Annotated in this window: 27 protein-coding genes and 1 pseudogene; 11 read left to right on the top strand and 17 right to left on the bottom strand. The window is 72.8% G+C overall.

Annotation, left to right across the window (positions count from 1 at the left end):
* Positions 1 to 43: 43 nt before the first annotated feature.
* The gene (locus ACIOJE_RS20010; protein ID WP_280674248.1) at positions 44 to 1,177 is read left to right on the top strand and encodes a HoxN/HupN/NixA family nickel/cobalt transporter; all 1,134 of its coding nucleotides are present in this window, start codon (positions 44 to 46) and stop codon (positions 1,175 to 1,177) included.
* Positions 1,178 to 1,248: 71 nt separating this feature from the next.
* Here the strand turns inward: ACIOJE_RS20010 and ACIOJE_RS20005 are convergent, their stop codons facing one another.
* Positions 1,249 to 2,157, bottom strand: coding sequence for an SGNH/GDSL hydrolase family protein (locus ACIOJE_RS20005; protein WP_400777622.1), 909 nt, complete (start codon positions 2,155 to 2,157; stop codon positions 1,249 to 1,251).
* Positions 2,158 to 2,498: 341 nt separating this feature from the next.
* Between ACIOJE_RS20005 and ACIOJE_RS20000 the strand changes: the two genes are divergently transcribed.
* Entirely contained in the window at positions 2,499 to 4,154 is a 1,656-nt protein-coding gene (locus ACIOJE_RS20000) for an FAD-binding dehydrogenase (protein WP_280674246.1), read from the top strand.
* A gap of 43 nt (positions 4,155 to 4,197) precedes the next feature.
* Here ACIOJE_RS20000 and ACIOJE_RS19995 read toward each other — a convergent pair whose 3' ends face one another.
* Positions 4,198 to 4,548 carry a metalloregulator ArsR/SmtB family transcription factor gene (locus ACIOJE_RS19995; protein ID WP_280674245.1) on the bottom strand — a complete coding sequence of 117 codons (351 nt, stop codon included), beginning with the start codon at positions 4,546 to 4,548 and terminating at the stop codon, positions 4,198 to 4,200.
* A gap of 112 nt (positions 4,549 to 4,660) precedes the next feature.
* Here ACIOJE_RS19995 and ACIOJE_RS19990 point away from each other — a divergent pair, with 112 nt between their 5' ends.
* The 3 genes from ACIOJE_RS19990 to ACIOJE_RS19980 all read left to right on the top strand — a co-directional run bounded on the left by ACIOJE_RS19990 (position 4,661) and on the right by ACIOJE_RS19980 (position 7,386).
* Positions 4,661 to 5,065, top strand: a complete 405-nt coding sequence (locus ACIOJE_RS19990; protein ID WP_280674244.1) for a (2Fe-2S) ferredoxin domain-containing protein — start codon at positions 4,661 to 4,663, stop codon at positions 5,063 to 5,065.
* Between the two features lie 205 nt (positions 5,066 to 5,270).
* Positions 5,271 to 5,525, top strand: a complete 255-nt coding sequence (locus ACIOJE_RS19985) for a hypothetical protein (RefSeq protein ID WP_280674243.1) — start codon at positions 5,271 to 5,273, stop codon at positions 5,523 to 5,525.
* A 193-nt stretch (positions 5,526 to 5,718) separates the two neighbouring features.
* Entirely contained in the window at positions 5,719 to 7,386 is a 1,668-nt protein-coding gene (locus ACIOJE_RS19980) for a purple acid phosphatase family protein (RefSeq protein ID WP_400777620.1), read from the top strand.
* 66 nt (positions 7,387 to 7,452) lie between these two features.
* On the opposite strand, the gene ACIOJE_RS19975 is transcribed toward ACIOJE_RS19980, so the two are convergent.
* The gene (locus ACIOJE_RS19975) at positions 7,453 to 7,785 is read right to left on the bottom strand and encodes a YnfA family protein (protein WP_400663052.1); all 333 of its coding nucleotides are present in this window, start codon (positions 7,783 to 7,785) and stop codon (positions 7,453 to 7,455) included.
* Between the two features lie 52 nt (positions 7,786 to 7,837).
* The gene (locus tag ACIOJE_RS19970) at positions 7,838 to 9,052 is read right to left on the bottom strand and encodes a pyridoxal phosphate-dependent aminotransferase (RefSeq protein WP_280674240.1); all 1,215 of its coding nucleotides are present in this window, start codon (positions 9,050 to 9,052) and stop codon (positions 7,838 to 7,840) included.
* A 98-nt stretch (positions 9,053 to 9,150) separates the two neighbouring features.
* On the opposite strand from ACIOJE_RS19970, the pseudogene ACIOJE_RS19965 reads away from it, so the two are divergent.
* Positions 9,151 to 9,504: pseudogene (locus tag ACIOJE_RS19965) on the top strand (winged helix-turn-helix transcriptional regulator); the annotation flags it as partial.
* A 127-nt stretch (positions 9,505 to 9,631) separates the two neighbouring features.
* Positions 9,632 to 10,429, top strand: a complete 798-nt coding sequence (locus tag ACIOJE_RS19960) for an SGNH/GDSL hydrolase family protein (RefSeq protein ID WP_400777617.1) — start codon at positions 9,632 to 9,634, stop codon at positions 10,427 to 10,429.
* On the opposite strand, the gene ACIOJE_RS19955 is transcribed toward ACIOJE_RS19960, so the two are convergent.
* Positions 10,420 to 11,148 (bottom strand): GNAT family N-acetyltransferase, encoded by a 729-nt coding sequence (locus tag ACIOJE_RS19955; protein WP_400777615.1) that lies wholly within the window; start codon positions 11,146 to 11,148, stop codon positions 10,420 to 10,422. The two genes, ACIOJE_RS19960 and ACIOJE_RS19955, sit on opposite strands and share 10 nt — an antisense overlap.
* Before the next feature lie 142 nt (positions 11,149 to 11,290).
* Here ACIOJE_RS19955 and ACIOJE_RS19950 point away from each other — a divergent pair, with 142 nt between their 5' ends.
* Positions 11,291 to 12,250 (top strand): pentapeptide repeat-containing protein, encoded by a 960-nt coding sequence (locus ACIOJE_RS19950; RefSeq protein WP_400777613.1) that lies wholly within the window; start codon positions 11,291 to 11,293, stop codon positions 12,248 to 12,250.
* Positions 12,251 to 12,315: 65 nt separating this feature from the next.
* Positions 12,316 to 12,783 carry a nuclear transport factor 2 family protein gene (locus ACIOJE_RS19945; RefSeq protein WP_400777611.1) on the top strand — a complete coding sequence of 156 codons (468 nt, stop codon included), beginning with the start codon at positions 12,316 to 12,318 and terminating at the stop codon, positions 12,781 to 12,783.
* Positions 12,784 to 12,816: 33 nt separating this feature from the next.
* Here ACIOJE_RS19945 and ACIOJE_RS19940 read toward each other — a convergent pair whose 3' ends face one another.
* From ACIOJE_RS19940 to ACIOJE_RS19920, 5 genes are all read right to left on the bottom strand, one after another.
* A complete protein-coding gene (locus ACIOJE_RS19940; protein ID WP_400777609.1) occupies positions 12,817 to 13,551 on the bottom strand; it encodes a tyrosine-protein phosphatase in 735 nt (244 codons plus the stop codon).
* Between the two features lie 10 nt (positions 13,552 to 13,561).
* On the bottom strand, positions 13,562 to 14,215 hold the full coding sequence (locus ACIOJE_RS19935; RefSeq protein WP_400777608.1) for a TetR family transcriptional regulator: 654 nt from the start codon (positions 14,213 to 14,215) through the stop codon (positions 13,562 to 13,564).
* A gap of 85 nt (positions 14,216 to 14,300) precedes the next feature.
* On the bottom strand, positions 14,301 to 14,624 hold the full coding sequence (locus ACIOJE_RS19930; RefSeq protein WP_400777607.1) for a hypothetical protein: 324 nt from the start codon (positions 14,622 to 14,624) through the stop codon (positions 14,301 to 14,303).
* Positions 14,621 to 15,121: a DUF6232 family protein gene (locus ACIOJE_RS19925; RefSeq protein ID WP_280674232.1), complete on the bottom strand. Its 501-nt coding sequence runs from the start codon at positions 15,119 to 15,121 to the stop codon at positions 14,621 to 14,623. Before ACIOJE_RS19925 ends, ACIOJE_RS19930 begins: the two co-directional genes overlap by 4 nt.
* 126 nt (positions 15,122 to 15,247) lie before the next feature.
* Entirely contained in the window at positions 15,248 to 15,949 is a 702-nt protein-coding gene (locus ACIOJE_RS19920) for an NAD(P)-dependent oxidoreductase (protein WP_280674231.1), read from the bottom strand.
* A 114-nt stretch (positions 15,950 to 16,063) separates the two neighbouring features.
* On the opposite strand from ACIOJE_RS19920, the gene ACIOJE_RS19915 reads away from it, so the two are divergent.
* Positions 16,064 to 16,777 carry a TetR/AcrR family transcriptional regulator gene (locus ACIOJE_RS19915; protein WP_400777605.1) on the top strand — a complete coding sequence of 238 codons (714 nt, stop codon included), beginning with the start codon at positions 16,064 to 16,066 and terminating at the stop codon, positions 16,775 to 16,777.
* A 51-nt stretch (positions 16,778 to 16,828) separates the two neighbouring features.
* On the opposite strand, the gene ACIOJE_RS19910 is transcribed toward ACIOJE_RS19915, so the two are convergent.
* Both ACIOJE_RS19910 and ACIOJE_RS19905 read right to left on the bottom strand, forming a co-directional pair.
* On the bottom strand, positions 16,829 to 17,728 hold the full coding sequence (locus ACIOJE_RS19910) for an aminoglycoside phosphotransferase family protein (protein ID WP_400777603.1): 900 nt from the start codon (positions 17,726 to 17,728) through the stop codon (positions 16,829 to 16,831).
* A 160-nt stretch (positions 17,729 to 17,888) separates the two neighbouring features.
* Entirely contained in the window at positions 17,889 to 18,326 is a 438-nt protein-coding gene (locus ACIOJE_RS19905; protein ID WP_280674228.1) for a PPOX class F420-dependent oxidoreductase, read from the bottom strand.
* 167 nt (positions 18,327 to 18,493) lie between these two features.
* On the opposite strand from ACIOJE_RS19905, the gene ACIOJE_RS19900 reads away from it, so the two are divergent.
* Positions 18,494 to 20,968 (top strand): Tex family protein, encoded by a 2,475-nt coding sequence (locus ACIOJE_RS19900; protein WP_280674227.1) that lies wholly within the window; start codon positions 18,494 to 18,496, stop codon positions 20,966 to 20,968.
* A gap of 100 nt (positions 20,969 to 21,068) precedes the next feature.
* On the opposite strand, the gene ACIOJE_RS19895 is transcribed toward ACIOJE_RS19900, so the two are convergent.
* From ACIOJE_RS19895 to ACIOJE_RS19875, 5 genes are all read right to left on the bottom strand, one after another.
* The gene (locus ACIOJE_RS19895; RefSeq protein ID WP_280674226.1) at positions 21,069 to 21,491 is read right to left on the bottom strand and encodes an SHOCT domain-containing protein; all 423 of its coding nucleotides are present in this window, start codon (positions 21,489 to 21,491) and stop codon (positions 21,069 to 21,071) included.
* Between the two features lie 97 nt (positions 21,492 to 21,588).
* Entirely contained in the window at positions 21,589 to 22,200 is a 612-nt protein-coding gene (locus ACIOJE_RS19890; protein ID WP_280674225.1) for an NUDIX hydrolase, read from the bottom strand.
* Complete coding sequence (locus tag ACIOJE_RS19885) at positions 22,197 to 23,354, bottom strand: type III polyketide synthase (protein ID WP_400777601.1); 1,158 nt, start codon at positions 23,352 to 23,354, stop codon at positions 22,197 to 22,199. The genes ACIOJE_RS19890 and ACIOJE_RS19885 overlap by 4 nt, the downstream gene beginning before the upstream one ends.
* A 109-nt stretch (positions 23,355 to 23,463) precedes the next feature.
* The gene (locus ACIOJE_RS19880; RefSeq protein WP_400777599.1) at positions 23,464 to 24,669 is read right to left on the bottom strand and encodes a cytochrome P450; all 1,206 of its coding nucleotides are present in this window, start codon (positions 24,667 to 24,669) and stop codon (positions 23,464 to 23,466) included.
* A 192-nt stretch (positions 24,670 to 24,861) separates the two neighbouring features.
* A complete protein-coding gene (locus tag ACIOJE_RS19875) occupies positions 24,862 to 25,578 on the bottom strand; it encodes a response regulator (RefSeq protein WP_400777597.1) in 717 nt (238 codons plus the stop codon).
* Positions 25,579 to 25,580: the final 2 nt, after the last annotated feature.

Raw genomic sequence — 25,580 nt, 5'->3', positions numbered from 1 at the left:
CGCCCGGACCACCCGAGCCCGGACCACCCGAAAGGACCACAGGATGTCCAGCCCCGCCGCAGGTGCCTCGCCCGTCAGATGGCGTGACCGGCTCACCCGGGAGGAGTGGATGCGCCTGGCCGGGATGGGCGGCTTCATCCTCGCGCTGCACGTGGTCGGCTGGTTCACCCTGCTCGCGCTGGTCGCGCCCGAGCACTACACGGTCGGCGGCCAGGTGTTCGGCGCGGGCATGGGCCTGACCGCCTACACCCTCGGGATGCGGCACGCCTTCGACGCGGACCACATCGCCGCGATCGACAACACCACCCGCAAGCTGATGGGCCAGGGCAAGCGGCCGCTGTCGGTCGGCTTCTGGTTCTCGCTCGGGCACTCCTCGATCGTCTTCGGCCTCTGCGCGCTGCTCGCCTTCGGCATCCGCTCGCTGGCCGGGCAGGTGGAGTCCGACGACTCGACCCTGCACCAGGCCACCGGCCTGATCGGCACCGCCGTCTCCGGGACGTTCCTGCTGCTCCTCGGCCTGATCAACCTGGGCGCCTTCAACGGCATCCTCAAGGTGTTCCGCCGGATGCGCGTGGGCGAGTACGACGAGGCCGAGCTGGAGCGCCAGTTGGAGCGGCGCGGGCTGATGAACCGCATCCTCGGCCGGGTGACCAGGACCGTCACCAAGCCCTGGCACATGTACCCGGTGGGCCTGCTGTTCGGCCTCGGCTTCGACACCGCCACCGAGGTGTCCCTGCTGGTGCTGGCCGGCGGCGCGGCGGCGTTCTCGCTGCCCTGGTACGCGCTGCTCACGCTGCCGATCCTGTTCGCGGCCGGGATGAGCCTGCTGGACACCATCGACGGCTCGTTCATGAACTTCGCCTACGAGTGGGCCTTCTCCAAGCCGGTCCGCAAGATCTACTACAACCTGACCGTCACCGGCCTGTCGGTGCTGGTCGCGCTGGTGATCGGCCTGATCGAGCTGATCGGCCTGCTCGGCGAGAAGCTGGACATCACCAGCGGCCCGATCGCCTGGGTCGGCGGGCTGGACCTCAACTTCGTCGGCTACGCGATCGTCGGCCTGTTCGTGCTGACCTGGGTCGCGGCGATCGCCTACTGGAAGTTCGGCAAGGTCGAGGAGAAGTGGTCGGCCGGCCTGGCCGCCGCCTCCGCCTCCGCGTCCGCCAAGTCGGAGTAGCAGCGCAGGGCCGAGGGGGCGGTGACCGGGGTCTGGCCACCGCCCCCTCGGGGCTTTCCGGCGGGCCAGGCCTACCGCAGCGCGGCGAGCACCGCGTCCGCCATCACCTTCTCGCCGGTCGCGTTCGGGTGGAACGGCACGGCGGGCGAGCCGGGCAGCGCGCCCTCGATCCAGCGGTCGTCCGAGCACACGTCGTGCCCGACGGTGGGCGTCGCGGTGTCGACGTACGTCGCGCCGCCCGCCGCCGCGGTGGCCTTGAGCGCGGCGTTCAGCTTGTCCAGCACGCCGTGCATGTACTCCACGTCGCCCGGCGTCACCGGCTGGCGCAGGACGCACGTCGCGCCGTCGGCGGGCAGCACGGACGGGTAGCCGACCAGCAGCACCCGGGCCTGCGGCGCCTTGGCGTGGATGCGCCGCAGCGTGTCGGCGATCTGCGGCGCGATGGTGGTGGTGATCCGCTCCGCCAGGTCGTCGTTGCCGTACTGCCAGGACCAGCTGCTCCAGTCCCAGTAGCCGTGGTGGTAGACGTCCTTGCAGGGCGTCCCGAGCGGGTTGACGACCGCGCCGGCGATGCAGGTGGCGACGAGCTCGCCGAGGCCGAGGTCACTGGCCGCGAGGTCGTTGCCGCCGATCCCGAGGGTGACCAGGTCGGTGTCGGGGGTCACGGCGTCCAGCTGCGGGTCGTTGACCTTGAGGAAGGCGTCGTACTGCGGCTGCGTCATGGCCTTGACCTTGGCGGCGGCGCAGGTGACGTCGGTGTACGCGCCGGCCTTGAGGGCGGCGGCGACCACGTGGCCGTAGTTGCGGTCGGAGCGCAGGCAGAGGCCAGCCGACTGGCCGGGCACGCCCGCGCCGGCGGCGTAGGAGTCGCCGAGCGCCACGAGGTGTCGCGGTGCCGGGACGGCGGCCTGGGCGCTGGTGGAGGTGAGCGCGAGGGCGGCGCCGAGCGCGACGGCGGTGAGCGCGGTGGTGGTGCGCACGCGCCGGGGTTTCCGGGCAGGGCGGAGCACGGTTCCTCCTTGGGGGGAGAGAAACGACGGGTGGGGGGTCGTGCCGGCCGCGGCTACTCGCAGGTAAGTTACTTGTTGGTTTCGTGGACGTCCATGCCATGGGCGGAAATTTCCGAAATTCCGTCAGATCGCATTTCGCATTTCGCTCCACCGGGTATCGCGGGTATTTCCGAAACGGCGTGGAGCGGAATTGCCGCGGTCGGTTGTTACCCGCTGGTTGACCGGACGTCACCGCAGGCCGCAGTATCGGGCGCACAGCGACGGCGCCCACCCCCGCGCGTCGTCCCGCCCGCCGCGACGGAGGACTGCGCATGGCCCTGGACGCCGACGTCATCGTCATCGGAGCAGGACTCGCCGGACTCGCCGCCACCGCCGAACTCGCCGATGCCGGACGGAAGGTGATCCTGCTCGACCAGGAACCCGCGGCCTCGCTCGGCGGCCAGGCGCACTGGTCCTTCGGCGGCCTCTTCCTCGTCGACTCGCCCGAGCAGCGCCGGATGCGGATCCGTGACTCGCACGCCCTCGCCTGGCAGGACTGGCTCGGCACGGCCGGCTTCGACCGGCCCGAGGACGCCTGGCCCCGCCGCTGGGCCGAGGCCTACGTCGACTTCGCGGCCGGCGAGAAGCGCTCCTGGCTGTACGGCATGGGCGTGCGGTTCTTCCCCGTCGTCGGCTGGGCCGAGCGCGGCGGCCTGCTCGCCGACGGCCCCGGCAACTCGGTGCCCCGCTTCCACATCACCTGGGGCACCGGGCCGGGACTGCTGGAGCCCTTCGTCCGCCGGGTCCGGGCCGCCGCCGCCCGCGGGCTGGTCGACCTGCGCTTCCGCCACCGGGTCACCGGCCTGGGCGCCACCGCGGGCGTCACCGACACCGTCACCGGCGAGGTCCTGGTGCCCAGCCCGGCGGCCCGCGGCGAGGCCAGCTCACGCGAGAGCGCCGGACGGTTCGAACTGCGCGCCCAGGCCGTGATCGTGACCTCCGGCGGCATCGGCGGCAACCACGACCTGGTCCGCAAGGCCTGGCCCGCCCGGCTCGGCACCCCGCCCGCCAAGCTGCTCTCCGGCGTCCCCGCGCACGTCGACGGGCTGATGCTCGGCATAGCCGGCGACGCCGGCGCCAGCCTGATCAACGGCGACCGGATGTGGCACTACACCGAGGGCATCGAGAACTGGGACCCGATCTGGGCCCGGCACGGCATCCGCATCCTGCCCGGCCCGTCCTCGCTCTGGCTGGACGCACGCGGCAACCGCCTGCCCGTCCCGCTGTTCCCCGGCTTCGACACCCTCGGCACGCTCGACCACATCATGTCCACCGGGTACGAGCACACCTGGTTCGTGCTCAACCAGCGCATCATCGAGAAGGAGTTCACCCTCTCCGGCTCCGAGCAGAACCCCGACCTGACCGGCAAGTCCGTCCGCGGTGTCCTCGGCCGCGCGCTGCCCGGCGCCCCCGGTCCGGTCCGGGGCCACCTGCGGCACGGGCCCGACTTCGTCGTCGCGAGCACCCTCGCCGACCTCGCCCGCGGAATGAACGCCAAGACCCGCGAGGCGCTGATCGACCCCGACGGGCTGCGCCGCGCCGTCGAGGACCGCGACCGGCAGCTGACCAACCCGTTCTCCAAGGACCTCCAGGTCACCGCCATCCACGGCGCCCGCCGCTACCTCGGCGACAAGCTGATCCGGGTGGCCCCGCCGCACCGCATCCTCGATCCGGCCGCCGCCCCGCTGATCGCCGTCCGGCTGAACATCCTCACCCGCAAGTCCCTCGGCGGTCTGGAGACCGACCTCTCCTCCCGCGTCCTGCGCCCCGACGGCGAGCCGCTCCCGGGCGTCTACGCCGCCGGCGAGGCAGCCGGTTTCGGCGGCGGCGGCGTCCACGGCTACCGCTCCCTGGAGGGCACCTTCCTCGGCGGCTGCCTCTTCTCCGGCCGCACGGCGGGGCGCGCGGCCGCGCAGGCGGTGGCGTAAAGGAGGTGTCGGGGGGTGCACCGGCCGCCCGAGGGGGCGCCGGTCACTGCTCGTCGGTGAGGCCCAGGCGCAGGTGTTCGACGTGGTAGACGGCCTGGTCGAGGAGGGCGGCCACGTGGTCGTCGTGCAGGGAGTAGACCACCGAGCGGCCGCGGCGTTCGCCGACGACCAGGCCGAGGTTGCGCAGCAGTCGCAGCTGGTGGGAGCAGGCGGACTGCTCCATGCCCACGGCGTCGGCGAGTTCGGTGGCGGCGCGCGGGCCCTCGCGCAGTGCGGCCAGGATCAGCAGCCGGGAGGGGGTGGCCAGGGCCTGGAGGGTGGTCGCGACCTTGGCCGCGTTGGAGGCGTCCAGGCGCATCCGCGGTACGGCTTTCTCGGTGGTCGCATGTCCCATGAGGGCATCCTACGGACCGGTGTTCGCCCCCGGCACCCTGCGGGGGGCCGTGGGCCGGCGGGTAGGCTGCGCGTGCAGCCAGCGTCCGTGACCAGGGGGAGTACCAGAGCCGATGAGCCGCCGAGACCGGGACCGCAAGCAGGCCGCCGCCTCCCCGGTGACCGTCACCGTCTGCCGCGGCTGCTGTTGCGGCACCGAGGCGAAGCATCCGGGGGTGGACCACGCGGGGCAGTACGAGCGGCTGCGGGCGGCGGTCGGTACGGCGGGCCGGGTCCGTGCGGTCAAGTGCCTGGACGTGTGCACCCAGTCCAACGTGGTGGTGGTCGGCCCGTCCGGGGAGGGCCGGGCGGCGGGCGGCCGTCCGGTGTGGCTGGGCTTCGTGCTGGCGGACGACATGATCGACGAGATAGCCGCCTGGGTGCACGCGGGCGGTCCAGGTCTCGCCGACCCGCCCGGTCTGCTCGACCTCCAGCTGATCTCGGTGTCCCGCCGGGTCCGCGAGGGCCTGTCGGAGTAGCGGGTCCGTCGGGTAGCGGGCCCGCCGGAGCGGAGGGCCCGCCGGCGGAGCAGCCGCGCGAGCGGAGCTGATCCGTCCTCATCGCCGCTTCCGCGCAAGCGGGTTGGTCGGATCGATGGCCGATGGAGATCCGGTGGACGCCGCCCTCGGCGGCCCCACTACCATGACCGATGGCTGCCAGCGGTTCCGCCCAGGAAGGACGACGATGACGACGGTCTGCCGTATCTGCGCGGGCACCGGCCGGACCGCCGGTCTCAACTGCCGGACCTGCCAGGGCACCGGCACCACCGAGGTGGGCGGCGGGGGCGGCAACTGCTTCCTCTGCGACGGCACCGGGGTGTACGTCCGCTACCGGGTGGACGCGACCGGCGCCAAGCACGCCTACCGGGACGAGATCTGCCGCACCTGCGACGGCACCGGCAACCGGGCCGCCACCACCTGGGACGAGCCGTCCGGCTGAGCGCCCTGGCGCCCCGGAGTCGACGGGGGTTCAGATCGCCCGCCGGGCCGGGGCCATGATCCGGGGTCGGTCCGGCGTGAGCACGGTCTTTGCCTGATCATGGTCGAACGTTGGTGTTCGAGTGAACGGCACGTTGTGGCCCGTTCACCGCGCGTCCGTGTGCGGTCAACGCGCCACTGGAAGAGTCCCGCGCATGGATATCCCTCACATGGGCGTGCCGGCCAAGCTCGCCGACCGCATGAGCATGGCCGAGCAGCACGAGTACCTGCGGGCGCGCTTCTCCCGCCGCCGGATGCTGCGCGCCGGCGCGGTGACCGTGGGCGCCGTCGCCGTCGGCGGCGCGCTGGGCGGTGGAACGGCCTTCGCCGCGCCGGCGAGCCCGCAGCTGCTGACCGGTGCCACGACGGCCGGCGTCGACGGTTCGATGGTCGCGCCGATCGGGCGCCACCTCCAGTTCGGCCCCGAGCCGGACACCCAGTTCCGTGTCTCCTGGCAGGTCCCGGCCCCGGTCAAGAAGCCGTTCCTGCGCTTCGGCAAGACTCCGTGGGAGCTGAGCCACAAGGTCCAGGCCGAGGTCCGCGCCCTGCACACCCCGGCGCTGACCCCGAACAGCCAGCCGGTGGACCAGTACTACCTGCACGTGGCGCTGGAGGACCTGCACCCCGACACCACGTACTACTACGGTGTCGGCCACGAGGGCTTCGACCCGGCCTCGCAGCAGCAGATCTCCACCCTGCACACCTTCCGCACCGCGCCCTCCCGCGACCACCGCTGGGGCAAGGTCTACGAGCCGTTCACCTTCACCGCCTTCGGCGACCAGGGCGTCAGCTCGCACGCGGCCGGCAACGACCACGTCATCCTGGCCCAGAACCCGTCCTTCCACCTGCACGCGGGCGACATCTGCTACGCCGACCCGGCCGGCTCCGGCACGGACCCGGACAAGTCCGTGTACAACGCCCGGACCTGGGACGACTTCCTGGTCCAGACCGAGACGGTCGCGGCCACCGTGCCGTGGATGGTCGCCTACGGCAACCACGACATCGAGGCCTGGTACTCGCCCAACGGGTACGGCGGCGAGAACACCCGCTTCTTCCTCCCGGACAACGGCCCGGACCCGCGCAAGGTCCCCGGCGTCTACACCTTCCGCTACAAGAACGTCGGCGTCATCTCCCTCGACGCCAACGACGTCTCCTACGAGATCCCGGCCAACCTGGGCCTCTCGGCGAACAAGCAGACCACGTGGCTGGAGCGCACCCTCAAGGACCTGCGCAACGACGAGACCATCGACTTCGTCGTGGTCTTCTTCCACCACTGCGCCTTCTCCACCACCGTCGCGCACGCCTCCGAGGGCGGTGTCCGCGAGGCCTGGGTGCCGCTGTTCGAGAAGTTCCGGGTCGACCTGGTCATCAACGGCCACAACCACATCTACGAGCGCACCGACGCGATCCTCGGCAACAAGGTCTCGAAGCAGGTGCCGAGCGGCGCCACCATCGAGCCGGCGAAGGACGGCGTGGTCTACGTGACCGCGGGCGCGGCCGGCCGCAGCCTGTACAAGTTCGACGTGCCGGACACCTACGAGGGGCACGAGAACCACCAGGACGAGGTGAACACCTACTACTGGGGCAAGGGCAGGGTGAAGGTCCCCGAGACCATCCAGTGGTCGCGGGTGCGCTACACCGGCTACTCCTTCATCAAGGTCGACGTCACCCCGGCCCACCTGGGCCAGAAGTCGTCCATGAAGGTCACCGCGCTGGCCGAGGACGGCACGCAGATCGACAACTACACCATCCTGCGCAAGGTCGGCGAGGGTTGGGACTCCGACCACGACGACGACGGCCAGGGCGGCGGCTGGGGCTGGTAGTTCCCGCACCGGTCCCGGTGGCGCCTGAACCGGCGTGCGAGGCCCCGGCGTCGAGCGGTCCGCTGCTCAGCGCCGGGGTCCGTACATGATCACCGCGACCCCGGCCAGGCAGATCAGCGCGCCCACCACGTCGTACCGGGTCGGCCGGAAGCCGTCCACGACCACGCCCCACAGCAGCGACCCGGCCACGAACACGCCGCCGTACGCGGCCAGCACCCGGCCGAAGTGGCTGTCCGGCTGCAGCGCCGCCACGAAGCCGTACCCGCCGAGCACCACCACCCCCACCCCGGCCAGCCACCACGGCCGCTGCTCGCGCACGCTCTGCCAGATCAGCCAGCAGCCGCCGATCTCGGCGAGGGCGGCGAGCGCGAACAGGGCGACGGAACGCAGGACGGTCATGACCGGTCAGCCTAGGTGTTGCCGAGGTCCGGCAAGATCGGCCGGACAGGCCCTAGCTCTGGCGGTAGGTGGCCAGGAAGCGGCCGATCCGGTTGATGGCCGTCTCCAGGTCGTCGGCGCGGGGGAGGGTGACGAAGCGGAAGTGGTCCGGGCGGGGCCAGTTGAAGCCGGTGCCCTGGACGACGTGGATCTTCTCGCGGAGCAGCAGGTCCAGGACGAACTGCTCGTCGTCGACGATCCGGTGGACCGCCGGGTCGAGCCTGGCGAAGACGTACAGGGCGCCCTTGGGCTTCACGCAGCTGACGCCGGGGATCTCGTTGAGGGCCTTGAAGGCGACGTCCCGCTGCTCGGTGAGCCGGCCGCCGGGCAGCACCAGGTCGTTGATGGACTGGTGGCCGCCGAGTGCGGCCTGGACGGCGAACTGGGCGGGCACGTTGGGGCACAGGCGCATGCCGGAGAGCATGGTCAGGCCCTCCAGGTAGTCGGTGGCGTGCTGCTTGGGCCCGGAGACGACCAGCCAGCCGCTGCGGAAGCCGGCCACCCGGTAGGCCTTGGACAGGCCGTTGAAGGTGAGGGTGAGGACGTCGTCGGCGAGGGCGGCGAGGCAGTGGTGCTCGGTGTCGTCGTAGAGGATCTTGTCGTAGATCTCGTCGGCCAGGACCATCAGGTGGTGGCGGCGGGCGAGGTCGAGGATGCCCTCCAGCAGTTCCCTGGGGTAGACCGCGCCGGTGGGGTTGTTGGGGTTGATGACGACGATGGCCTTGGTGCGGGCGGTGATCTTGGCGGCGATGTCGTCGAGGTCCGGGTACCACTCCGCCTGCTCGTCGCACAGGTAGTGCACGGCCTTGCCGCCGGCCAGCCGGACCACGGCCGTCCACAGCGGGTAGTCCGGCATCGGGACGAGCACCTCGTCGCCGTCGTCGACGAGCGCGGTGACGGCCATCTGGATCAGCTCGGAGACGCCGTTGCCGAGGTAGACGTCGTTGACGCCGACCCCGTTCACGCCGCGCTGCTGGTAGTACTGCACCACCGCGCGGCGGGCCGGCAGGATGCCGCGCGAGTCGCTGTAGCCGTGCGCCCCGGGCAGGTTGCGGATGATGTCCTGGATGATCTCCTCCGGCGCCTCGAAGCCGAACGGGGCCGGGTTGCCGGTGTTCAGCCGCAGCACGCTGTGCCCGGCCTCCTCCAGCGCGTTGGCCTGGTCGACCACCGGGCCGCGGATCTCGTAGCACACGTCATTCAGCTTGCTGGACTGTCGAAACTCCATCTGCGGCCTCCGGACCGTCACCACCCGCATCATTGCTGTTGCTTTGTTCTACCAAGTTGGCACTTGGAAAGTCCAACCTTTTGGCTATGCTGATCCACATGTCACGCCGAAGCTACGACCAGTACTGCGCCGTCGCCCGCGCCCTGGACGCGGTGGGGGAGCGCTGGAGCCTCCTGATCGTCCGTGAACTCCTCGGCGGCCCGCGCCGCTACACCGACCTGCACGCCGACCTGCCCGGCGTCTCCACCGACATCCTCGCCGCCCGGCTCAAGCAGCTGGAGGGCGACGGTCTGGCCCTGCGCCGCCGGCTCGAACGGCCCGCCAACGCCACGGTCTACGAGCTCACCGAACGCGGCCGCGAACTGCGCCCGGTGATCGAGGCGCTGGGGGAGTGGGGCCTGCCCGCCCTCGGCGAACAGCGGCCCACCGACGCCGTCCGCGAACACTGGTTCACCCCCCGGAAGACGGACGACGAGGCGGCCGTCGCGGGGTGAGCGCCGGGGCCCCGGGCGGCGCCCGGACCGGCCGCGCGTACCATCGTCGGGCCACGGAGCAATCGGAGGAGAGCGGAGACCGCCCGTGCCCACCACCTACCGCAGTTACGTCGCCGTCGGGGACTCCTTCACCGAGGGCATGGGCGACGACCTGCTGTCCGACGGCCACTACCGCGGCTGGGCGGACCGGGTCGCCGACGTGCTCGCCGAGGAGGTCCGGGGCCGGGTCCACGGCGGGGAGGCGCCCGGGTTCCGCTACGCCAACCTCGCCGTCCGCGGCAAGCTCATCGGCCAGATCCACGACGAGCAGCTCGCCGCCGCCACCGCGATGGGCGCCGACCTCGTCACCCTCGCCGGCGGCCTCAACGACGTGCTGCGCCCCGGCTGCGACATCGCCCGGGTCGAGCGGCTGCTCGGCCGCTGCGCCGGCGGGCTGCGCGCCACCGGCGCCACCGTCGTGCTGTTCACCAGCACCGACCCCACCCGGCGGATGGCGGGCAGCGCCCGGCTGCTGCCGGCCATCCTGCGGATGAAGGCCTTCGTGCACGAGCTCGGCCAGGACGAGGGCGTCGCCGTCGTCGACCTGTTCTCCGCCCCCTGCTTCGACGACCGCCGGCTCTGGGCCGAGGACCGCCTGCACCTGTCGCCCGAGGGCCACCGCCGGGTCGCCGAAGGGGTGCTGGAGGCGCTCGGCCGCCCCGCCGCCTTCGACTGGCGCGCCCCGCTGCCGCCCGCCGCCCCGCGCGGCCGGGCCGAACGGCTGCGCGCCGACGCCCGCTGGCTGGGTGGCCACCTCGGCCCGTGGATCGGCCGCCGGCTCACCGGGCGCTCCTCCGGTGACGGCCGGCCGCCGAAGCGGGCCGAGCTGCTGCCCTACCGCTGATCCGCCTCCGGGTGGTCGCTCTCCGGGCGGTCGCTCTCCGGGCGGTCCGTCGCCGGGTGCTCCGTCTCGGGGTGATCCGCCGTCGGCTCGAAGGCCAGGCTCGCCATCGGGGAACGGGTGGCCCAGCCGAGCGAGGTGTAGAGCGCCTGGCCGTCCGGGGTGGCGACCAGCACGCCGGTGTCGGCGCCCGCCTCCCGTCCGGCGTGCTGCAGCGTCCGCATCACCAGGGAACCCAGGCCCCGGCGCTGGTGCCCGGGCGCGGTCAGGATCTGGTCCGGGACGGCCACGGTGCCGGCCAGGCCCGCCTGGCCCCGCGCGGCCAGGTGCCCGGCGCCGGTGCGGACCAGCGTCCGGACGACCCCGCCCCGGCTCCAGGTGGTCACGGTGTAGCCGGCCGGCACCTTGGGCCGCTCGGCGGCCAGCGGGGCGCTCATCAGGTGCCCCGGGGCGTCCAGCCGCCACTGCGGGCCCAGCCAGGACCGGGCGACGGCGTCCTCGGTGAACAGTTTCAGCCAGGTGCCCGGCGCGGTGGTGGTCTCGGCGATCTTGCGGACGTCCGCCTCGGTCGGTTCGGGCAGGACGTGCCGGGCGACGTGGCCGACCGCGCCGACGTCGATCGTCCAGCCCCAGGGCTCGTCCACCGGCTCGGCCGCGCCGCGCGAGACGGTCCAGCCGGCGATCCACATCCGGACGAGCTCGTTGATGCTCGGGTCCTGCACTCCAGCCCCCGTGTGTAATAGGTCCACTGTCGATTGACACCTTACCGGTGGCGGGCCGGGGGTGGCCAGAGGAAAGGCGGGACGCACCGGCCCGGCACAGTAGGCTTGCCGGGTTCGACGCACCGGACCGGACGGTGCCCCGATGGTGGAAGGACCACGCGACGTGAGCGAGACCGAGCCGCCGCAGCACCCCACGGCGGCTCAGCCGACCGCACTGCGCTCCGACTGCGGCAGCTGCTTCGGCCTCTGCTGCGTCGCCCTGCCGTTCGCCGCCGGCGCCGACTTCGCCGTCGGCAAGGCCGCCGGCAGCCCGTGCCGCAACCTGCAGACCGACTTCACCTGCGGCATCCACGAACGGCTCCGCGACCAGGGCTTCCCGGGCTGCACCGTCTACGACTGCTTCGGCGCCGGGCAGCGCGTCTCCCAGATCACCTACGGCGGCCGCAGCTGGCGCGAGGAACCCGCCGACGCCAAGCCCATGTACGACGTCTTCCCGGTGGTGCGGCAGCTCCACGAACTGCTCTGGTACCTCACCGAGGCGCTCGGCTACGCCCCCGCCCGCCCGGTCCACGCCGAACTGCGGCAGGCCCTGGAGCAGGCCGACCGGCTCGCCGGCGGCACCCCCGAGGAGATCCTCGCCGTCGACGTCCCCGCCCACCGGCAGCGCGTCAGCGACCTGCTGCTGCGCGCCAGCGAACTCGTCCGCGCCGCCGTCCCCCGCCGCCGCGAACACCGCGGCGCCGACCTCTTCGGGGCCCGCCTGCGCGGCGCCGACCTGCGCGGGGCCAACCTGCGCGGCGCCCTCCTCGTCGCCGCCGACCTGGCCGGCGCCGACCTGCGCCTCGCCGACCTCGTCGGCGCCGACCTGCGCGATGCCAACCTCGCCGGCGCCGACCTCACCGAGGCCCTCTTCCTCACCCAGGCCCAGCTGAACGCCGCCCGCGGCGACGCCACCACCCGCCTGCCCGCCGCCCTCACCCGCCCCACCCACTGGCCCGCCGCGGCCCCCACCCCGACGGCCGCCCCCACCGGCGCCCGCGCCCCGCGCAAGCCGCACGCGGCCGGCAAGCCGCGCACCGGCGGCAAGGGCCGACGGCGCTAGCGCGGGCCTGACACGCCCTGGAAAAGGGCTTGCCCGGCAGCGCGGCGTGGTTGATACAAAGGGGCATGGACGACGAGACCCTCACCCCGATCGACCGGATGCTCGCCGAACGCGCCTGCGAGCGGATCGTCGTGGACTTCATCCACCGCCTCGACCTCGGGGAGCCGGGTTCGGTGGCCGAGCTGTTCACGCCCGACGGCGTCTGGTCCTGGCCGCACGGCGACCGCCGGGTCGAGGGCCGGGAGGCCCTGCGGGCGTACTTCGCATCCCGGCCGGCGGACCGGCTCTCCCGTCGCCTGATGACGAACATCCTGGTCACGGTGGAGTCCGCGACGACGGCCCGCGCGGTCTCCTACCTGACCACGTACCGGGTCGACGGGTACGCAGGCGGGATGATCGAGCCCCGCCTCCCGGCCAACGTCGGCCACTACGAGGACACCTTCCGCGTGGTCGACGGCAGCTGGCTCCTCGCGACCCGCACCGTCTTCCTCCCCTTCGGCGCCGACACGGCGCGCCTCCCCGCCGCAGGCTAGGGCCTGTCCGGCGCAGGCCCGCGCGGCGCGGGGTCAGGCGGTGAGCAGCCGGGCCCGGAGGGCGGCCAGCTGGCCGCGGTCGACGCCGAGGGTGCCGGTGACGTAGCCCTCGACCGAGCCGTAGCGGGTGGCGAGGTCGGCGAGGGTGAGGCGGATGACCGTCTCCGGGGCGCGTCCGTAGCCGGGCCAGCGGAGGGTGCGACCGGGGTGGGCGGCGTGCCACTCGGCGATGAAGTGCGGGGTGGCCAGTTCGGTGCGGGCGAAGTCGGCGGCGATGTCGTCCTCGTGGACGCCGAGCAGGGTGAGGACGAGGGCGGCGACGAGCCCGGTGCGGTCCTTGCCGGAGGCGCAGTGGAAGGCCAGCGGCGCCTCGGCGGCGGTGATCACGTCCAGGGCCTCGCGGATCTCCTTCACCCCGTCCTCGGCGACCTCGGCGAAGCGGTCGGCGAGGTAGCGCCAGGGGTCGACGTCCGGGTCGATCTCGGCCTGGTCGTACGGGCGGTGCTCGATCGAGAGGTTGTGGTAGGCCAGCCCGTCGAAGTCGGGCACCCGGCCCTTGGCGGCGATCTCCCAGGGGTAGCGGAGGTCGATCACGGTGCGGACGCCGAGGGCCTGGAGCCGGTCGAGGTCGGCGGGCGAGGTGATCTTGCCGAGCGAGTCGGAGCGGTAGAGCAGGCCCCAGCGGACGGACCTGCCGTCGGCGGCGGGATAGCCGCCCAGGTCGCGGAAGTTGTGCAGCCGTTCGAACGTGAGGTGACGCGTTGTCATGCGTGGCACTCTAGCCAGCGGCGCCTTCGTGCCCGGTGCCGCCGTATCCGGCGCCGAGGAGGCGGAAGGCGCGGTCGGCGTTGCTGACGGCCTCGGCGTGGAGTTCGTCTGCGGTCCGGCCGTCGTTCCGGATCCGGTGCCAGTTGTGTTCGGCGAGGACGCGCTGGGTGGCGGTGACCTGGGCGGCGAGCAGGGGGGCGGTGAGGTGTCGGGGCGGGGCCAGGTCGGGGGCCTCGCGCAGCGCCCGGGCGAGGGACTCCTCGGCCCGGGCGAGGTATTCGGCGCCCCGGGCGGTCAGGCTGGGGGTCGCGTGGATCAGGGCGCCGAAGGCCAGGACCTCCGGATGGTCGTTGAGCCCGGTGATGGGGTCGCGCCGGGCGAGCCCGTCGAGGAAGTCCCGGTGCAGCGCGGCGAGCACCGGTTCGCCGGCCGCCCGGCCGCGGACGACGTCGGCGGCCTGCTCCTGGTGGTCGGCGAACCGGTGGACGACCAGGTCCTCCTTGGTGGGGAAGTAGCTGAACAGGGTCGGCTTCGACACCTCGGCGGCGGCCGCGACGTCCGCCACCGAGACCCTGTCGAAGCCGTGTTCCAGGAAGAGCGCGATGGCGGCCTCGGAGATCGCCCGCCGCGTCCGCTCCTTCTTCCGTTCCCGCAGTCCGCTCATGGGGTCAGGCTAGCAGCAGTACTTGACCTGGGCAGTTTCCTGACCTGGTATGACATTTGCCCCTGGTCGCCCGCCGCGCCGCCGCTCAGGAGCTCAGCGAGTCCAGGATGCGGCGGATCGACTCCACCACCGGGGCGCCGGCGGCGGCCAGGGCGGCGACGCCGGAGATGTTGCGCAGGGCGCGCCGCAGGGTCGAGGGCGGGGTGGTGTGCCCGTCGCCGATGTCCGCCAGCGACTCGTCCAGCACCTCACGGTCCTCGGCCGGCACCTGGTCGCGCAACTGGCGTACGGCAGCGATGAGTTCGCGCATCGCGGCCTGCGGGTCGGCCGGGCCCTGGTGCTTGATGATGCCGATGTTGTGGTCCCCGTGCTGGGTGACCGAGTCCCCGAAGTGGATGCCGCCGCTCACAGGCCGACCTTCTTTCCGATGTTGTGGTCGCCGTACTGGTTGATCTGGTCGCCGATGTGGACGTTCTCCACCTGGAGCGCGAACTCGGCCTGGGGGTTGTCGATCGCTTCCATGATCAGCTGGATCAGGTTGCCGACCTGCTGGGCGTCGTGGCTGACCACCGCCGTGTTCGAGGAGCTGGAGGTCTCGATGACCAGCTGGTACACCGTCCGCATCCGCAGTCGCTTCACCAGTCGGTGGAGGCTGACCGCGAAGAGCGCGAGCATCACCACGCCGATCACGTTCTTGGTCGTGCCCTGGTTCGCGCCGCTCCCGAGCAGCGAACCGAGGACGGCGGTGGCCACCAGCAGGCCGATCACCTGCCGGATGAACCGGATGATCACCCGCGAGCGCTTGGGCGGCAACAGCTGGAACTGCCGGGCCCTGGCGATGTTGTGGAGCGGGTACGCGTCGCCGCCCACCCACAGCACTCGTCGGCTGACTCTGACGTCGATCACACTGCTTCTGCGTGCCAAGTTCCGTCCCCCTACCCGTAGTGGCGGGGAGAACCATAGCAACGGCCGCCGACGGCGGTGGCGGCACTCCCGCCGTCGCCGCCGGAGGCCGTCGCCGCTGACCGTCGCTCAGTAGCCGATGGTGAAGCGGCGCTGGACGAACCGGGGGAGTTCGGCCTCGTCGACGAGGGCGACGGCGGCGTCCTCGGCGGAGATCCGGCTGAGGCCGTCGGCGTCCAGGACGGGCTGGTCGCCGCCGATGCGGAAGCGGCCGGTGCGTTCCCCGGGGGCGATCTGCTCGGCGGGGCTGAAGTAGGTCCAGAGCCGGTTGGAGGTGCGCAGGACGTTCAGGGCGTCGCGGTGGCCGCGGACGGCGGCGGCGTACCCGCGGGGGAGCCCGAGTTCGTCGAGCGCCTCGTGGAGGAGGTCGTCGTGGTCGGCGCGGACGACGCCGGGGGAGATTTCGAGGCTGCCGGCGCCGCCGATGACGATGAGCCGGGTGCGGGGGTGGCCGTCCAGGGCCTTGAGCAGGGCGCGGGCGGCGGTGGCGTAGACGGTGGGGTCGGCGATGGAGCGTTCGATGGTGTCCATGATGTCCCGGGCGCCGTTGCCGGGCTGGAAGCCGCTGATGAGGACGTCGAGGCCGGGCAGGGCGGCGGCGATGCTCTCGGCATCGAGGGCGTCGAGGCTCGCCCAGGTGAGGTTCTCCCGCTGGTCGTCGATGGCGGAGGCGTCGCGGCTGAATCCGGTGACGCGGTGTCCGCGGCCGAGGGCTTCGGTGACGATCCGGCTGCCGATGGTGCCGGTGGCTCCGATGACTCCGATGTGCATGGTTCTCCCCTTGGTCATGCCGGTGGACGGCCTGAGAATCTCACGCCGTGCGAAAACTATACGGCGTGAAGTTTTTGAACGGCAATCAGCAAGGTGACGCTGTAGAGTGAGCGCATGGCAGGCACCCGAGGCACTGGACGACGCGAGCGGCTGCGGGCCGAGACGACCGCCGAAATCAAGGGCACCGCCCTGGAGTTGATGGGTTCGGGCGGGCCCGACGCGATCACCCTGCGGGCGATCGCCCGCGAGATGGGCATGACGGCCAACGCCATCTACGGCTACTTCGCCACCCGGGACGACCTGGTCACCGCACTGATCGCGGACGTCTACACCGCGCTCGCGGACGCCGTCGAGGCCGCCTGGAGCGCCGCCCCGGCAGACGATCCGGCGGCCGGGATCCGGGCCTGGGCGCACGCCTTCCGCGGCTGGGCGCTGGCCAACTCCGAGGGCTTCCGGCTGATCTACGGCGACCCCGTCCCGGGCTACCGCGCCCCCGAGGGCGGCGCCGCGCCCGACGCCGCCCAGCGGGTCTGCGTCGGCATCGCCGGCCTCGCGGCGGCGGCCTGGCCGCAGGCCGGATCACCGGGCGCGGACGACGACTTCACCTGGGCGGACTTCGATCCCGGCCTGCTCGGCAAGGTCCGCCCGGCCTTCCCCGGGCTGCCCCCGGCCGGCGTGGCGCTGGCCCTGCGGATCTGGGGCCGTCTGCACGGCCTGGTCTCGCTGGAGGTCTACGGCCACCTGCGGGCCCAGACCACCAGCCCGGACCGGCTCTTCGGCGCCGAACTGGCCCAGCTGGTCCGCTCCTTGGGCCTCGCGGGGGGCTAGGTGTTCTGTCCGGCGTCGCGGGCCCGGCGAGATCCGCCGGGCAGGCCCTGATCAGACGCTGCGGTCGGCGAGCACCTCGCGGACGACGTGGCGGGCGTTCGCGGTGAGGCCCGGGTTGGTGTGGCGGTAGTAGGGGATCGTCACCAGCGCGATGGAGAACGCCCAGGCGCGGCCGCGGCCCCACATGGCGTCGTCCGCGCCGAGTGCGGCGCGGAAGGCGGGACGGGCGGCGGCGGGCAGCAGGTTCCAGGCGACGATCAGGTCGGCGGTGGGGTCGCCGACGCCCATGAGGCCGAAGTCGATGACGGCGCCGAGCCGTCCGGCCCGGTTGAGCAGGAGGTTGCCGGGGGTGAGGTCGCCGTGCATCCAGGTGGGCGGGCCGGCGTACTCGGGCAGGCGCAGCGCCTTGTCCCACAGGGCGGTCGCGGCCTCGGCGTCGATCGCCCCGGCGAGTTGGGCGATGGCCGCGCGGGTGGAGCCGTCGCGGGAGGCGAGCGGGGCGCTGCGGTGGGCGGCCGGGCCGCCGGCCGGGTTGACGGCGCGCAGGGCGTTGACGAAGGCGGCCAGGTCGCGGGCGAGCGCGCCGGGTGCGGCGACTGCGCCGGCGGTCGGGTTGACGCCGTCGAACCAGCGGAGCACCGACCACTCCCAGGGGTAGCCGGCGGCGGGCCGGCCGACCGCGAGCGGTGCGGGTATCGGCAGCGGAAGCCGGGGCGCCAGCTGGGGCAGCCACTGCTTCTCGCGGCGGACGTCCCCGGCCGCCCATTCCACCCGGGGGAGGCGGACGGCGAGGTCGGGCCCGAGGCGGAACATCGCGTTGTCCGTCCCGGTGGAGGCGACCGGTGTGACCGGGCGGCCGACCCAGTCCGGGAACTGGGCGGAGATCAACCGCCGCACCAGGGCCGCGTCGATGACCAGTTCGTCGGGGTGCATCCGGGTGGCAGCGCACATGCCCGGCAGCGTACAGCGCGGATCGCCGCCCTTCAGCAGCTTTCCCGAACCCGTCCTTCCGCGGCCCGGATCCCGACGCGCGCTCGACGCGCGCTCGACGCGCGCTCGACGCGCGTCCGAGGTGCGCCGGTTGGGCGCCGGTTGGGTGCCGCCGGGAGGCTCAGCCCAGGGTGACCCGCACGCCGATCGTCCCGCCCCGGCCGAAGCGCAGCACGTTCGCGGTGAGCGCGATCGCGCAGAGCGGCCCGTACTTGCGGCGCAGCAGCTTCCGGTAGGCGGGCGCGCGGTCGGGGTCGAGGACGGCGGTGGCCGGGACCTGCTCGCCGAGCAGGTTGCCGCGGATGTCGCTCGGCCCGACCAGCACGTCGGAGCGGTTGCGCAGCCGCTTGACCTTGCCGGTACGGGTGACGGTGGTGAAGACCAGTGCGTCGCCGTCGCGTGCCACCCAGACCGGGGTGGGCACCGGGGTGCCGTTTCTGCGGTGGGTGGTGAACAGCAGGTACTTGGCGGCGGCGAGCGCGTCCAGCCGGGGGGAGACGTCCGGTGAGCCGGGGGCGTTCAGCGCGGGGGAGGCGTCGAGCGGGCGGGAGGTGTCCATGCGCGTCAGCGTAGGAAGGCACAACGGGGGCCTGCTTGAGTCTGGTTGGGGCCGCGGGCCGCGGCCGCCACGCCCGGGTGCCCCGGGTGCGGCCGGGAGCTGTCCCCGGCACCTGCCAGAATGCAGGGCGTACGGCGAACGCACTGAAGGAGAAGGTGACCGGCTTCGTGACCACGCCAGTCGAACAGGTGGCCCGGCAGGCCCAGCAGGCGATCGAGCGCAAGATCGCCGAGGAGCTGGGTGTCCGCGAGGGGCAGGTGAAGGCGGCCGTCGATCTGCTCGACGGCGGCTCGACCGTCCCCTTCGTGGCCCGCTACCGCAAGGAGGTCACCGGTTCCCTCGACGACGCCCAGCTGCGCGCCCTGGAGGAGCGGCTGCGCTACCTGCGCGAGTTGGAGGAGCGCCGGGCGGCCGTCCTGGAGTCGATCGCGGCCCAGGGCAAGCTGGACGACGCGCTGCGGGCGCAGGTGCTGGCCGCCGACTCCAAGGCCCGGCTGGAGGACATCTACCTGCCGTTCAAGCCGAAGCGGCGCACCAAGGCGCAGATCGCCCGCGAGGCCGGCCTGGAGCCGCTCGCCGACACCCTGCTCGCCGACCCCTCCCAGGACCCGGCCGCGCTCGCCGCCCGGTACCTGAACGAGTCGGTCGCGGACCAGGCCGCCGCCCTGGAGGGCGCCCGGGCGATCCTGGTCGAGCGCTTCGGCGAGGACGCCGACCTGGTCGGCTCGCTGCGCGAGCGGATGTGGACCCGCGGCCGCCTGGTCGCCACCGTGCGCGACGGCAAGGAGCAGGACGGCACCAAGTTCGCCGACTACTTCGACTTCGCCGAGCCGTACACCCGGCTCCCCTCGCACCGCATCCTGGCGATGCTGCGCGGCGAGAAGGAGGAGGTGCTGGACCTCGACCTCTCGCCCTACGACGGCGAGGAGGGCGACCTGCCCGGCGAGAACGACTACGAGCGGCGGATCGCGGCCCGCTTCGGCATCGCCGACCACGGCCGCCCGGGCGACAAGTGGCTCGGCGACACCGTCCGTTGGGCCTGGCGCACCCGGGTCCTGGTCCGGCTCGGCATCGACCTGCGGGCCCGGCTGCGGGCCGAGGCCGAGGACGAGGCGGTGCGGGTGTTCGCCGCCAACCTGCGCGACCTGCTGCTGGCCGCCCCGGCGGGCACCCGCGCCACCATGGGCCTGGACCCGGGCTTCCGGACCGGCGTGAAGGTCGCGGTGGTGGACGCCACCGGCAAGGTCGTCGCGTACGACACGATCTACCCGCACCAGCCGGCCAACAAGTGGGACGCCGCGCTCGCCACCCTGGCGGCGCTGGCGAGGAAGCACGACGTCGACCTGGTCGCGATCGGCAACGGCACCGCCTCCCGGGAGACCGACAAGCTCGCCGAGGACCTGCTCCAGCGCCACCCCGAGCTGAAGCTCACCAAGGCGATGGTCAGCGAGGCCGGCGCCTCGGTCTACTCGGCCTCCGCGTTCGCCTCGCAGGAGCTGCCGGAGCTGGACGTGTCGATCCGCGGCGCGGTCTCCATCGCCCGCCGCCTGCAGGACCCGCTGGCCGAACTGGTCAAGATCGACCCGAAGTCGATCGGGGTCGGCCAGTACCAGCACGACCTGAGCGAGGTGAAGCTCTCCCGCTCGCTGGACGCGGTGGTCGAGGACTGCGTCAACGCCGTCGGCGTGGACGTCAACACCGCTTCGGCGCCGCTGCTCACCCGCGTCTCCGGCATCACCGGCACGCTCGCCGACAACATCGTGTCCCACCGCGACGCCAACGGGCCGTTCCGCACCCGCAGGCAGCTCAAGGACGTCGCCCGGCTCGGCCCGAAGGCCTTCGAGCAGTGCGCGGGCTTCCTGCGCATCCCCGGCGGCGACGACCCGCTGGACGCCTCCAGCGTGCACCCCGAGGCGTACCCGGTGGTGCGCCGGATCCTCGCCTCGACCGGCGGGGAGCTGCGCGAGCTGATCGGCAACGGCGAACGGCTGCGCGCCCTGCGCCCGGGCGACTTCGCGGACGACGTCTTCGGCATCCCGACCGTCACCGACATCCTCGGCGAGCTGGACAAGCCGGGCCGCGACCCGCGCCCGGCGTTCCGCACCGCGACCTTCAAGGAGGGCGTCGACAAGATCGGCGACCTGGAGGTCGGCATGGTACTGGAGGGCGTGGTCACCAACGTCGCCGCGTTCGGCGCCTTCGTCGACGTGGGCGTCCACCAGGACGGGCTGGTGCACGTCTCGGCGCTGTCGCGGACCTTCGTCAAGGACCCGCGCGAGGTGGTCAAGCCGGGCGACATCGTGAAGGTCCGGGTCGTCTCGGTGGACGTGCCGCGCAAGCGGATCGGGCTGACCCTGCGGCTGGACGACGAGGCCGGCCGCGAGCGGGGCGGTGACCGGGGCGACCGCGGTGCCGAGCGGGGCGGCGACCGGGGCCGGGGCGGCGAGCGCCAGGCCCGCCCGCCGCGCCAGGACCGGCGGGGCGGCCAGGACCGGGGCGGGCAGGACCGGCGCGGCCAGGGCGGCGGCGGTTCCGCCGGCGGCGCTCCGGTGGCGAACAGCGCCATGGCGGACGCGCTGCGCCGGGCGGGCCTGACCGGCGGCGACGGCGGTTCGGGGGACCGGCGCTCCGGGCGGCGCTGAGCACGGGGACGTGCGGACGGCGGGGCCGGTGGCAGGTGCTGCCGCCGGCCCCGTCTGCTCCGGTGGCAGGTGCTGCCGCCGGCCCCGTCTGCTCCGGTGTTCAGGCCAGGAGCTTGTCCTTGGCCTTCTGGTACTCCTCCTCGGAGAGGGAGCCGTTGGTCTTGAGGTCCGCCAGCCTGGCCAGGTCGTCGACGTGGCTGCGCGGGCGGCCTTCCGGCGTGTCGGCGGCCGCGTCCCGGATGTAGGCCTTGAACGCGGCCTCGCTCTGCCGGGCCTGCGCGACGTCCCGCTCGCTCATCCCCTTGCCGCGGGCGATGACGTAGGCGAGCACGCCGATCAGCGGGAGCAGGATCACCAGGATCATCCAGCCGGCCTTGGCCCAGCCGCCCAGGTCATGGCTGCGGAAGATGTCCGTGATGATCTTGAACAGCAGGAAGAACCAGAGGATCCAGAGGAACAGCTCCAGCATCGTCCAGAAGATGTTGAGCACGGGGTAGTCCACGGCCAGCAGTTTGGTATCCATGGCCGAGTCATATCACTGCAAAACGGACATTGCTCTCTGCTGTTCGACTGTTCCAGTGGTCTTCGGGCCCGGCGGGAATATCTCGGACGGGGAGGTCTCAGCCCTGCCCGGCCCGCCGCCTGAGCTCCACGGCCAGTCCGATCAGCTCGCCCCACCAGGCGTCGTGCCCGGCCACCAGCAGTCGCTGCGCCTCGTCCGCCGGCACCGCCCGTACCTCGACCACCTGCTCGCCGTCCGCCGGGTTGGTCGGTGTCGAGTCCACCGCGACCTCCGCCCAGCCCCACAGCCAGGCCTTCTCCGGGTGCGGCTGCCACGGCCGGTACGGCGTCGGGTCGTCCGTGCGGCAGCGGTGCGCGCCGAGCCAGTCCGGCGCGGCGAGCAGCCGGGCGCCCGCCTCCTCGCGCAGCTCGCGCTCCAGGCAGGCGGCGATGCTCTCGTCCCGCTCCCGGGTGCCGCCGGGCAGGAACCAGTGGTTCCGGTCGTCCCGGCAGAGGACCACCCGGTCGTCCGAGAAGCCCACCAGGTGGATGTTGGTCACCAGCTCGTCCGGTGGCAGCACGGTCGAGAACAGTGCGTCGTACCTGCCCCAGGTCCAGTACTGCGGCGCGTGCAACGCCGGGAAGAGCGCGGCGAGTTCGGCGGCTCTGCCAGAGGCGTCGGAGCCGTCGGCGGTGTCGGAGGCGTCGCTCCGGTGTGTGGTGTCGGTCATTCGGTGATCGTAGTGCCGGCCGGGAAACGGCGGGGGGCGGTCGGATGGACGAGGGCGATGTCCGAGGTGGAGATGGCGCGGGGCCGGCGGCGGGCGGCCTCCATCGGCGCCCCCACCCAACTCCCCAGTGCGATCTCGGCGGTGATGCCCGGTCCGAAACCGGCGATCAGGCCGGGCGTGCCGTCGGTCACACCGCCGTCGGCGAACAGCCGGGCGAGGGCGTCGAAGACGACGGCGCTGGCGATGTTGCCGCGTTCGGTGAGCGTGGCGCGGCTGTACCGGAAGGTGGCCGGCTCCAGGTTGAGGAAGTGGCAGAGGTCGTCGAGGATGCGTGGGCCGCCGGCGTGCACGATGTAGAAGCCCAACCCGGAGACGTCCCAGCCGTGTTCGCCGGTCAGGCCGCGCAGCGCCGGGGCGAGCATCTCCATGGTGCCGGGCACCCGCTTGTCCAGCTGGAAGTGGAAGCCGGTGTCCCTGACCCCGTAGGAGATCCAGTTCTCGGTGTCCGGGACGAGGTGCGAGCCGTTGCGTTCGAGGTGCACGCCGGTGCCGCCGTGTCCGCGCACCACCACGGCGGCGACGGCGTCCCCGAACAGGCCGTTGGAGAGCAGCGAGCCGATGCCGAGGTCGGTCGGCTGGTAGCAGAGCGAGCAGAACTCGCAGGACACGATGAGCACGTTGGCGCCCGGGTAGGCGCGGCAGAAGTCGTGCGCGCGGTTGACGGCGGCGCCGCCGGCCGCGCAGCCGAGCTGGGCGATCGGCATCTGGCGGGTGTCGGAGCGAAAGCCCAGGGCGTTGATCAGCCAGGCGGTCATCGACGGCATCATGAAGCCCGTGCAGGACACGTAGATGATCAGGTCGATGTCCCGGGCGGCCAACTCGGCGTGGCCCAGGGCCCGTTCGATCACCTCGGGGACGCGGAGCTTGGCCTCCCGCTCGTAGACCGTGTTGCGGACCGTGAAGCCCGGGTGGGTGAGCGTCTGCTCGATCGGCTGGACCAGGTGCCTGGTGCGCACCCCGGTGTTCTCGATCAGCCGTAGGGCGAGGCCGAGTTGCGGGTGGCCGGCGTGCACGGAGCGGGCCAGGTCGAGGGTCTGGTCGAGGGTGATGACGTGTTCGGGTACGGCGATGGCAGGGCAGCAGAGTGTTGCCATGGTGCGGGTCTCCCCCTGGGTGGCCCGGGCAGGCGGGCCGGTGAGCGGCCTGGGCAGGCGGTCTACGGGTGCGTCGGTCGGGCGCCGCGCGGGCGGCGCGGGGAGGAGGTCACCAGGCGAGCGGCAGGGTGCGCGGGTAGCGCCAGATCGAGCCGGTGTGCCAGTCCAGTTCGGACGGCGGGACGGCCAGTCGCAGGCCGGGGAAGCGTCGCAGCAGGGTGCCGATGGCGACCTGGAGCTCCATCCGGGCCAGGTGTGCGCCGAGGCAGTGGTGCTGGCCGTAGCCGAAGGTCATGTGGGTGGGGGCGCCGCGGTCGAGGTCCAGCTCGTCGGGGCGCTCGTACATCGCCGGATCGCGGTTGGCGGCGAGGTAGGAGACGTGGACGGCCTCGCCGGCCCGGATCGGCACGCCGCCCAGCTCGACGTCCTCGGTGGCGACCCGGGCGATGCCGACGCCCTGGCGGAACGGGATGAAGCGCAGCAGCTCCTCCAGTCCGCGCGGCAGCAGTTCGGGCTGGGCGCGGAGTTTGGCGAGCTGCTCGGGGTGGGTGAGCAGGGTGTAGGTGATGTTGCTGAGCTGGTAGGTGCTGGTGTCGTGGCCGGTGACCAGCAGGACCATCGCCATGACGGCCAACTCCTGGTCGTCCAGCAGTTCGTCGCCGTCGCGGGCGGTGGCGAGGGCGCTGACGAGGTCCTCGCCCGGGTGCGCGCGGCGGGCGGCGGTCAGCTCGGTGAAGTAGCCGCGCAGCGCGGCCTTGGCGGTCTCCTGGCCGGCCCGGCTGCCGGGGCCCATCGCCATCATGGCGACGGCGTGGCCGCGCAGTTCGGCGCGGTCCTGCTCGGGGATGTCCAGCAGCTCGCAGATGGTGGTGAGCGGGAGCCGGCTGGAGAGGAAGTGCACCAGGTCGGCGGGGGAGCCGTGTTCGGCCATCTCGTCGAGGTAGCTGTCGACGATCCGCTGGGTGGTCGGGCGCATCCGCTCGACCTGGCGGTTGGTGAAGCCCTGGGCGACGAGGCGGCGCAGCCGGTTGTGGGCCGGCGGGTCCATCAGGTTGATCGCCTCGGCCTGGGCGATCGGGGCGGGCGTCATCCGGGGCAGGTCGCGCCCGATGCCGGCGGCGCGACTGAACCGCCGGTCGGTGGTGACCACGCGGACGTCCTCGTAGCGGGTGGCCAGCCAGGCCTCGCCCTCGCCGTGCGGCAGGCGGATCCTGGCGATCGGGGCCTCGGTGAGCAGCCGCTTGAGAAGCGGATCGAACTCCAGACCGTCGGTGTGGTTGAAGGGGCAGTCCCACACGGGGGCGGAGGAAGTCACGGGCCTATCCAGATGTCGTGGTAATGCCGCCCGAATGGTTTCTTTCGTTCGGGCTCGGACATAAAGATGTTCCCCCATGGGCTGGCAAAAATGTGAATCGGATGGGGAGTTAGCTCTAACGAGTTAGATAGATGATTGTCGTGCGAATCACGGGAGTTGATTCAGGGCTCAGGGAGCGGCTGTGGGGTTGCGTCACGGCTGCCGGCCCCCGGGCGCGACCAACCCGGTCTCGTACGCGAGGACGACCGCCTGCGCCCGGTCGCGCAGGTCGAGCTTGGCGAAGATCCGGGCGACGTGCGTCTTCACCGTCGACTCGCTGAGGGTCAGTTCGGCCGCCAACTCGGCGTTGGACAGCCCGCGTCCGAGCAGTGCCAGCACCTCCGCCTCGCGTGGCGTGAGCGGGGCGAGGTCGCGGTGCAGCGCCGGGCCGTCGGTGCCGGGGGCGGGACGCGGGGCGCCGGCGGCGAAGCGCTCGACCAGGCGCCGGGTGATCGAGGGGGCGAGCAGGGCGTCCCCGGTGTCGACCAGGCGGACGGCGGCGGCGAGGTGGGCGGAGGTGACGTCCTTGAGCAGGAAGCCGCTGGCCCCGGCGGCGAGCGCGGCGTAGACGTAGTGGTCGAGGTCGAAGGTGGTCAGCATGATCACCCGGCAGCCGGGCACCCGGGCGAGGATCCGGCGGGCAGCCTCCAGGCCGTCCATGCCGGGCATCCGGATGTCCAGCAGCGCGACGTCGGGCCGGTGCGCGACCGCCGCGGCCACCGCCTCGGCACCGTCGCCGGCCTCGGCGACCACGTCGATGCCGCGCGCGGTGAGGATCATCCGGAACCCGGTGCGGACCAGTTCCTGGTCGTCGGCGATCACCACCCTCGGGCGCCGCCGCTCGTCGGGTTCCCTCGTCGCGTCTTCCACGG

The organism is Kitasatospora sp. NPDC087861, assembly GCF_044742585.1.
Lineage (GTDB): Bacteria > Actinomycetota > Actinomycetes > Streptomycetales > Streptomycetaceae > Kitasatospora.
This window is presented reverse-complemented; position numbering and strand designations above follow the sequence as displayed.

Bases quoted from the DNA above. Each gene is read 5' to 3' on its own strand.
- ACIOJE_RS19990 (WP_280674244.1), top strand. From the start codon at position 4,661: ATGAGCCGCCGAGACCGGGACCGCAAGCAGGCCGCCGCCTCCCCGGTG.
- ACIOJE_RS19890 (WP_280674225.1), bottom strand. From the start codon at position 22,200: ATGACCGACACCACACACCGGAGCGACGCCTCCGACACCGCCGACGGC.
- ACIOJE_RS19920 (WP_280674231.1), bottom strand. From the start codon at position 15,949: ATGCACATCGGAGTCATCGGAGCCACCGGCACCATCGGCAGCCGGATC.
- ACIOJE_RS19885 (WP_400777601.1), bottom strand. From the start codon at position 23,354: ATGGCAACACTCTGCTGCCCTGCCATCGCCGTACCCGAACACGTCATC.
- ACIOJE_RS19970 (WP_280674240.1), bottom strand. From the start codon at position 9,052: ATGGAGTTTCGACAGTCCAGCAAGCTGAATGACGTGTGCTACGAGATC.
- ACIOJE_RS19905 (WP_280674228.1), bottom strand. From the start codon at position 18,326: ATGGACACCTCCCGCCCGCTCGACGCCTCCCCCGCGCTGAACGCCCCC.
- ACIOJE_RS19985 (WP_280674243.1), top strand. From the start codon at position 5,271: ATGACGACGGTCTGCCGTATCTGCGCGGGCACCGGCCGGACCGCCGGT.
- ACIOJE_RS19975 (WP_400663052.1), bottom strand. From the start codon at position 7,785: ATGACCGTCCTGCGTTCCGTCGCCCTGTTCGCGCTCGCCGCCCTCGCC.
- ACIOJE_RS19945 (WP_400777611.1), top strand. From the start codon at position 12,316: ATGGACGACGAGACCCTCACCCCGATCGACCGGATGCTCGCCGAACGC.
- ACIOJE_RS19915 (WP_400777605.1), top strand. From the start codon at position 16,064: ATGGCAGGCACCCGAGGCACTGGACGACGCGAGCGGCTGCGGGCCGAG.
- ACIOJE_RS19910 (WP_400777603.1), bottom strand. From the start codon at position 17,728: ATGTGCGCTGCCACCCGGATGCACCCCGACGAACTGGTCATCGACGCG.
- ACIOJE_RS19950 (WP_400777613.1), top strand. From the start codon at position 11,291: ATGGTGGAAGGACCACGCGACGTGAGCGAGACCGAGCCGCCGCAGCAC.
- ACIOJE_RS19940 (WP_400777609.1), bottom strand. From the start codon at position 13,551: ATGACAACGCGTCACCTCACGTTCGAACGGCTGCACAACTTCCGCGAC.
- ACIOJE_RS19895 (WP_280674226.1), bottom strand. From the start codon at position 21,491: ATGGATACCAAACTGCTGGCCGTGGACTACCCCGTGCTCAACATCTTC.
- ACIOJE_RS19935 (WP_400777608.1), bottom strand. From the start codon at position 14,215: ATGAGCGGACTGCGGGAACGGAAGAAGGAGCGGACGCGGCGGGCGATC.
- ACIOJE_RS19995 (WP_280674245.1), bottom strand. From the start codon at position 4,548: ATGGGACATGCGACCACCGAGAAAGCCGTACCGCGGATGCGCCTGGAC.
- ACIOJE_RS20010 (WP_280674248.1), top strand. From the start codon at position 44: ATGTCCAGCCCCGCCGCAGGTGCCTCGCCCGTCAGATGGCGTGACCGG.
- ACIOJE_RS20000 (WP_280674246.1), top strand. From the start codon at position 2,499: ATGGCCCTGGACGCCGACGTCATCGTCATCGGAGCAGGACTCGCCGGA.
- ACIOJE_RS19980 (WP_400777620.1), top strand. From the start codon at position 5,719: ATGGATATCCCTCACATGGGCGTGCCGGCCAAGCTCGCCGACCGCATG.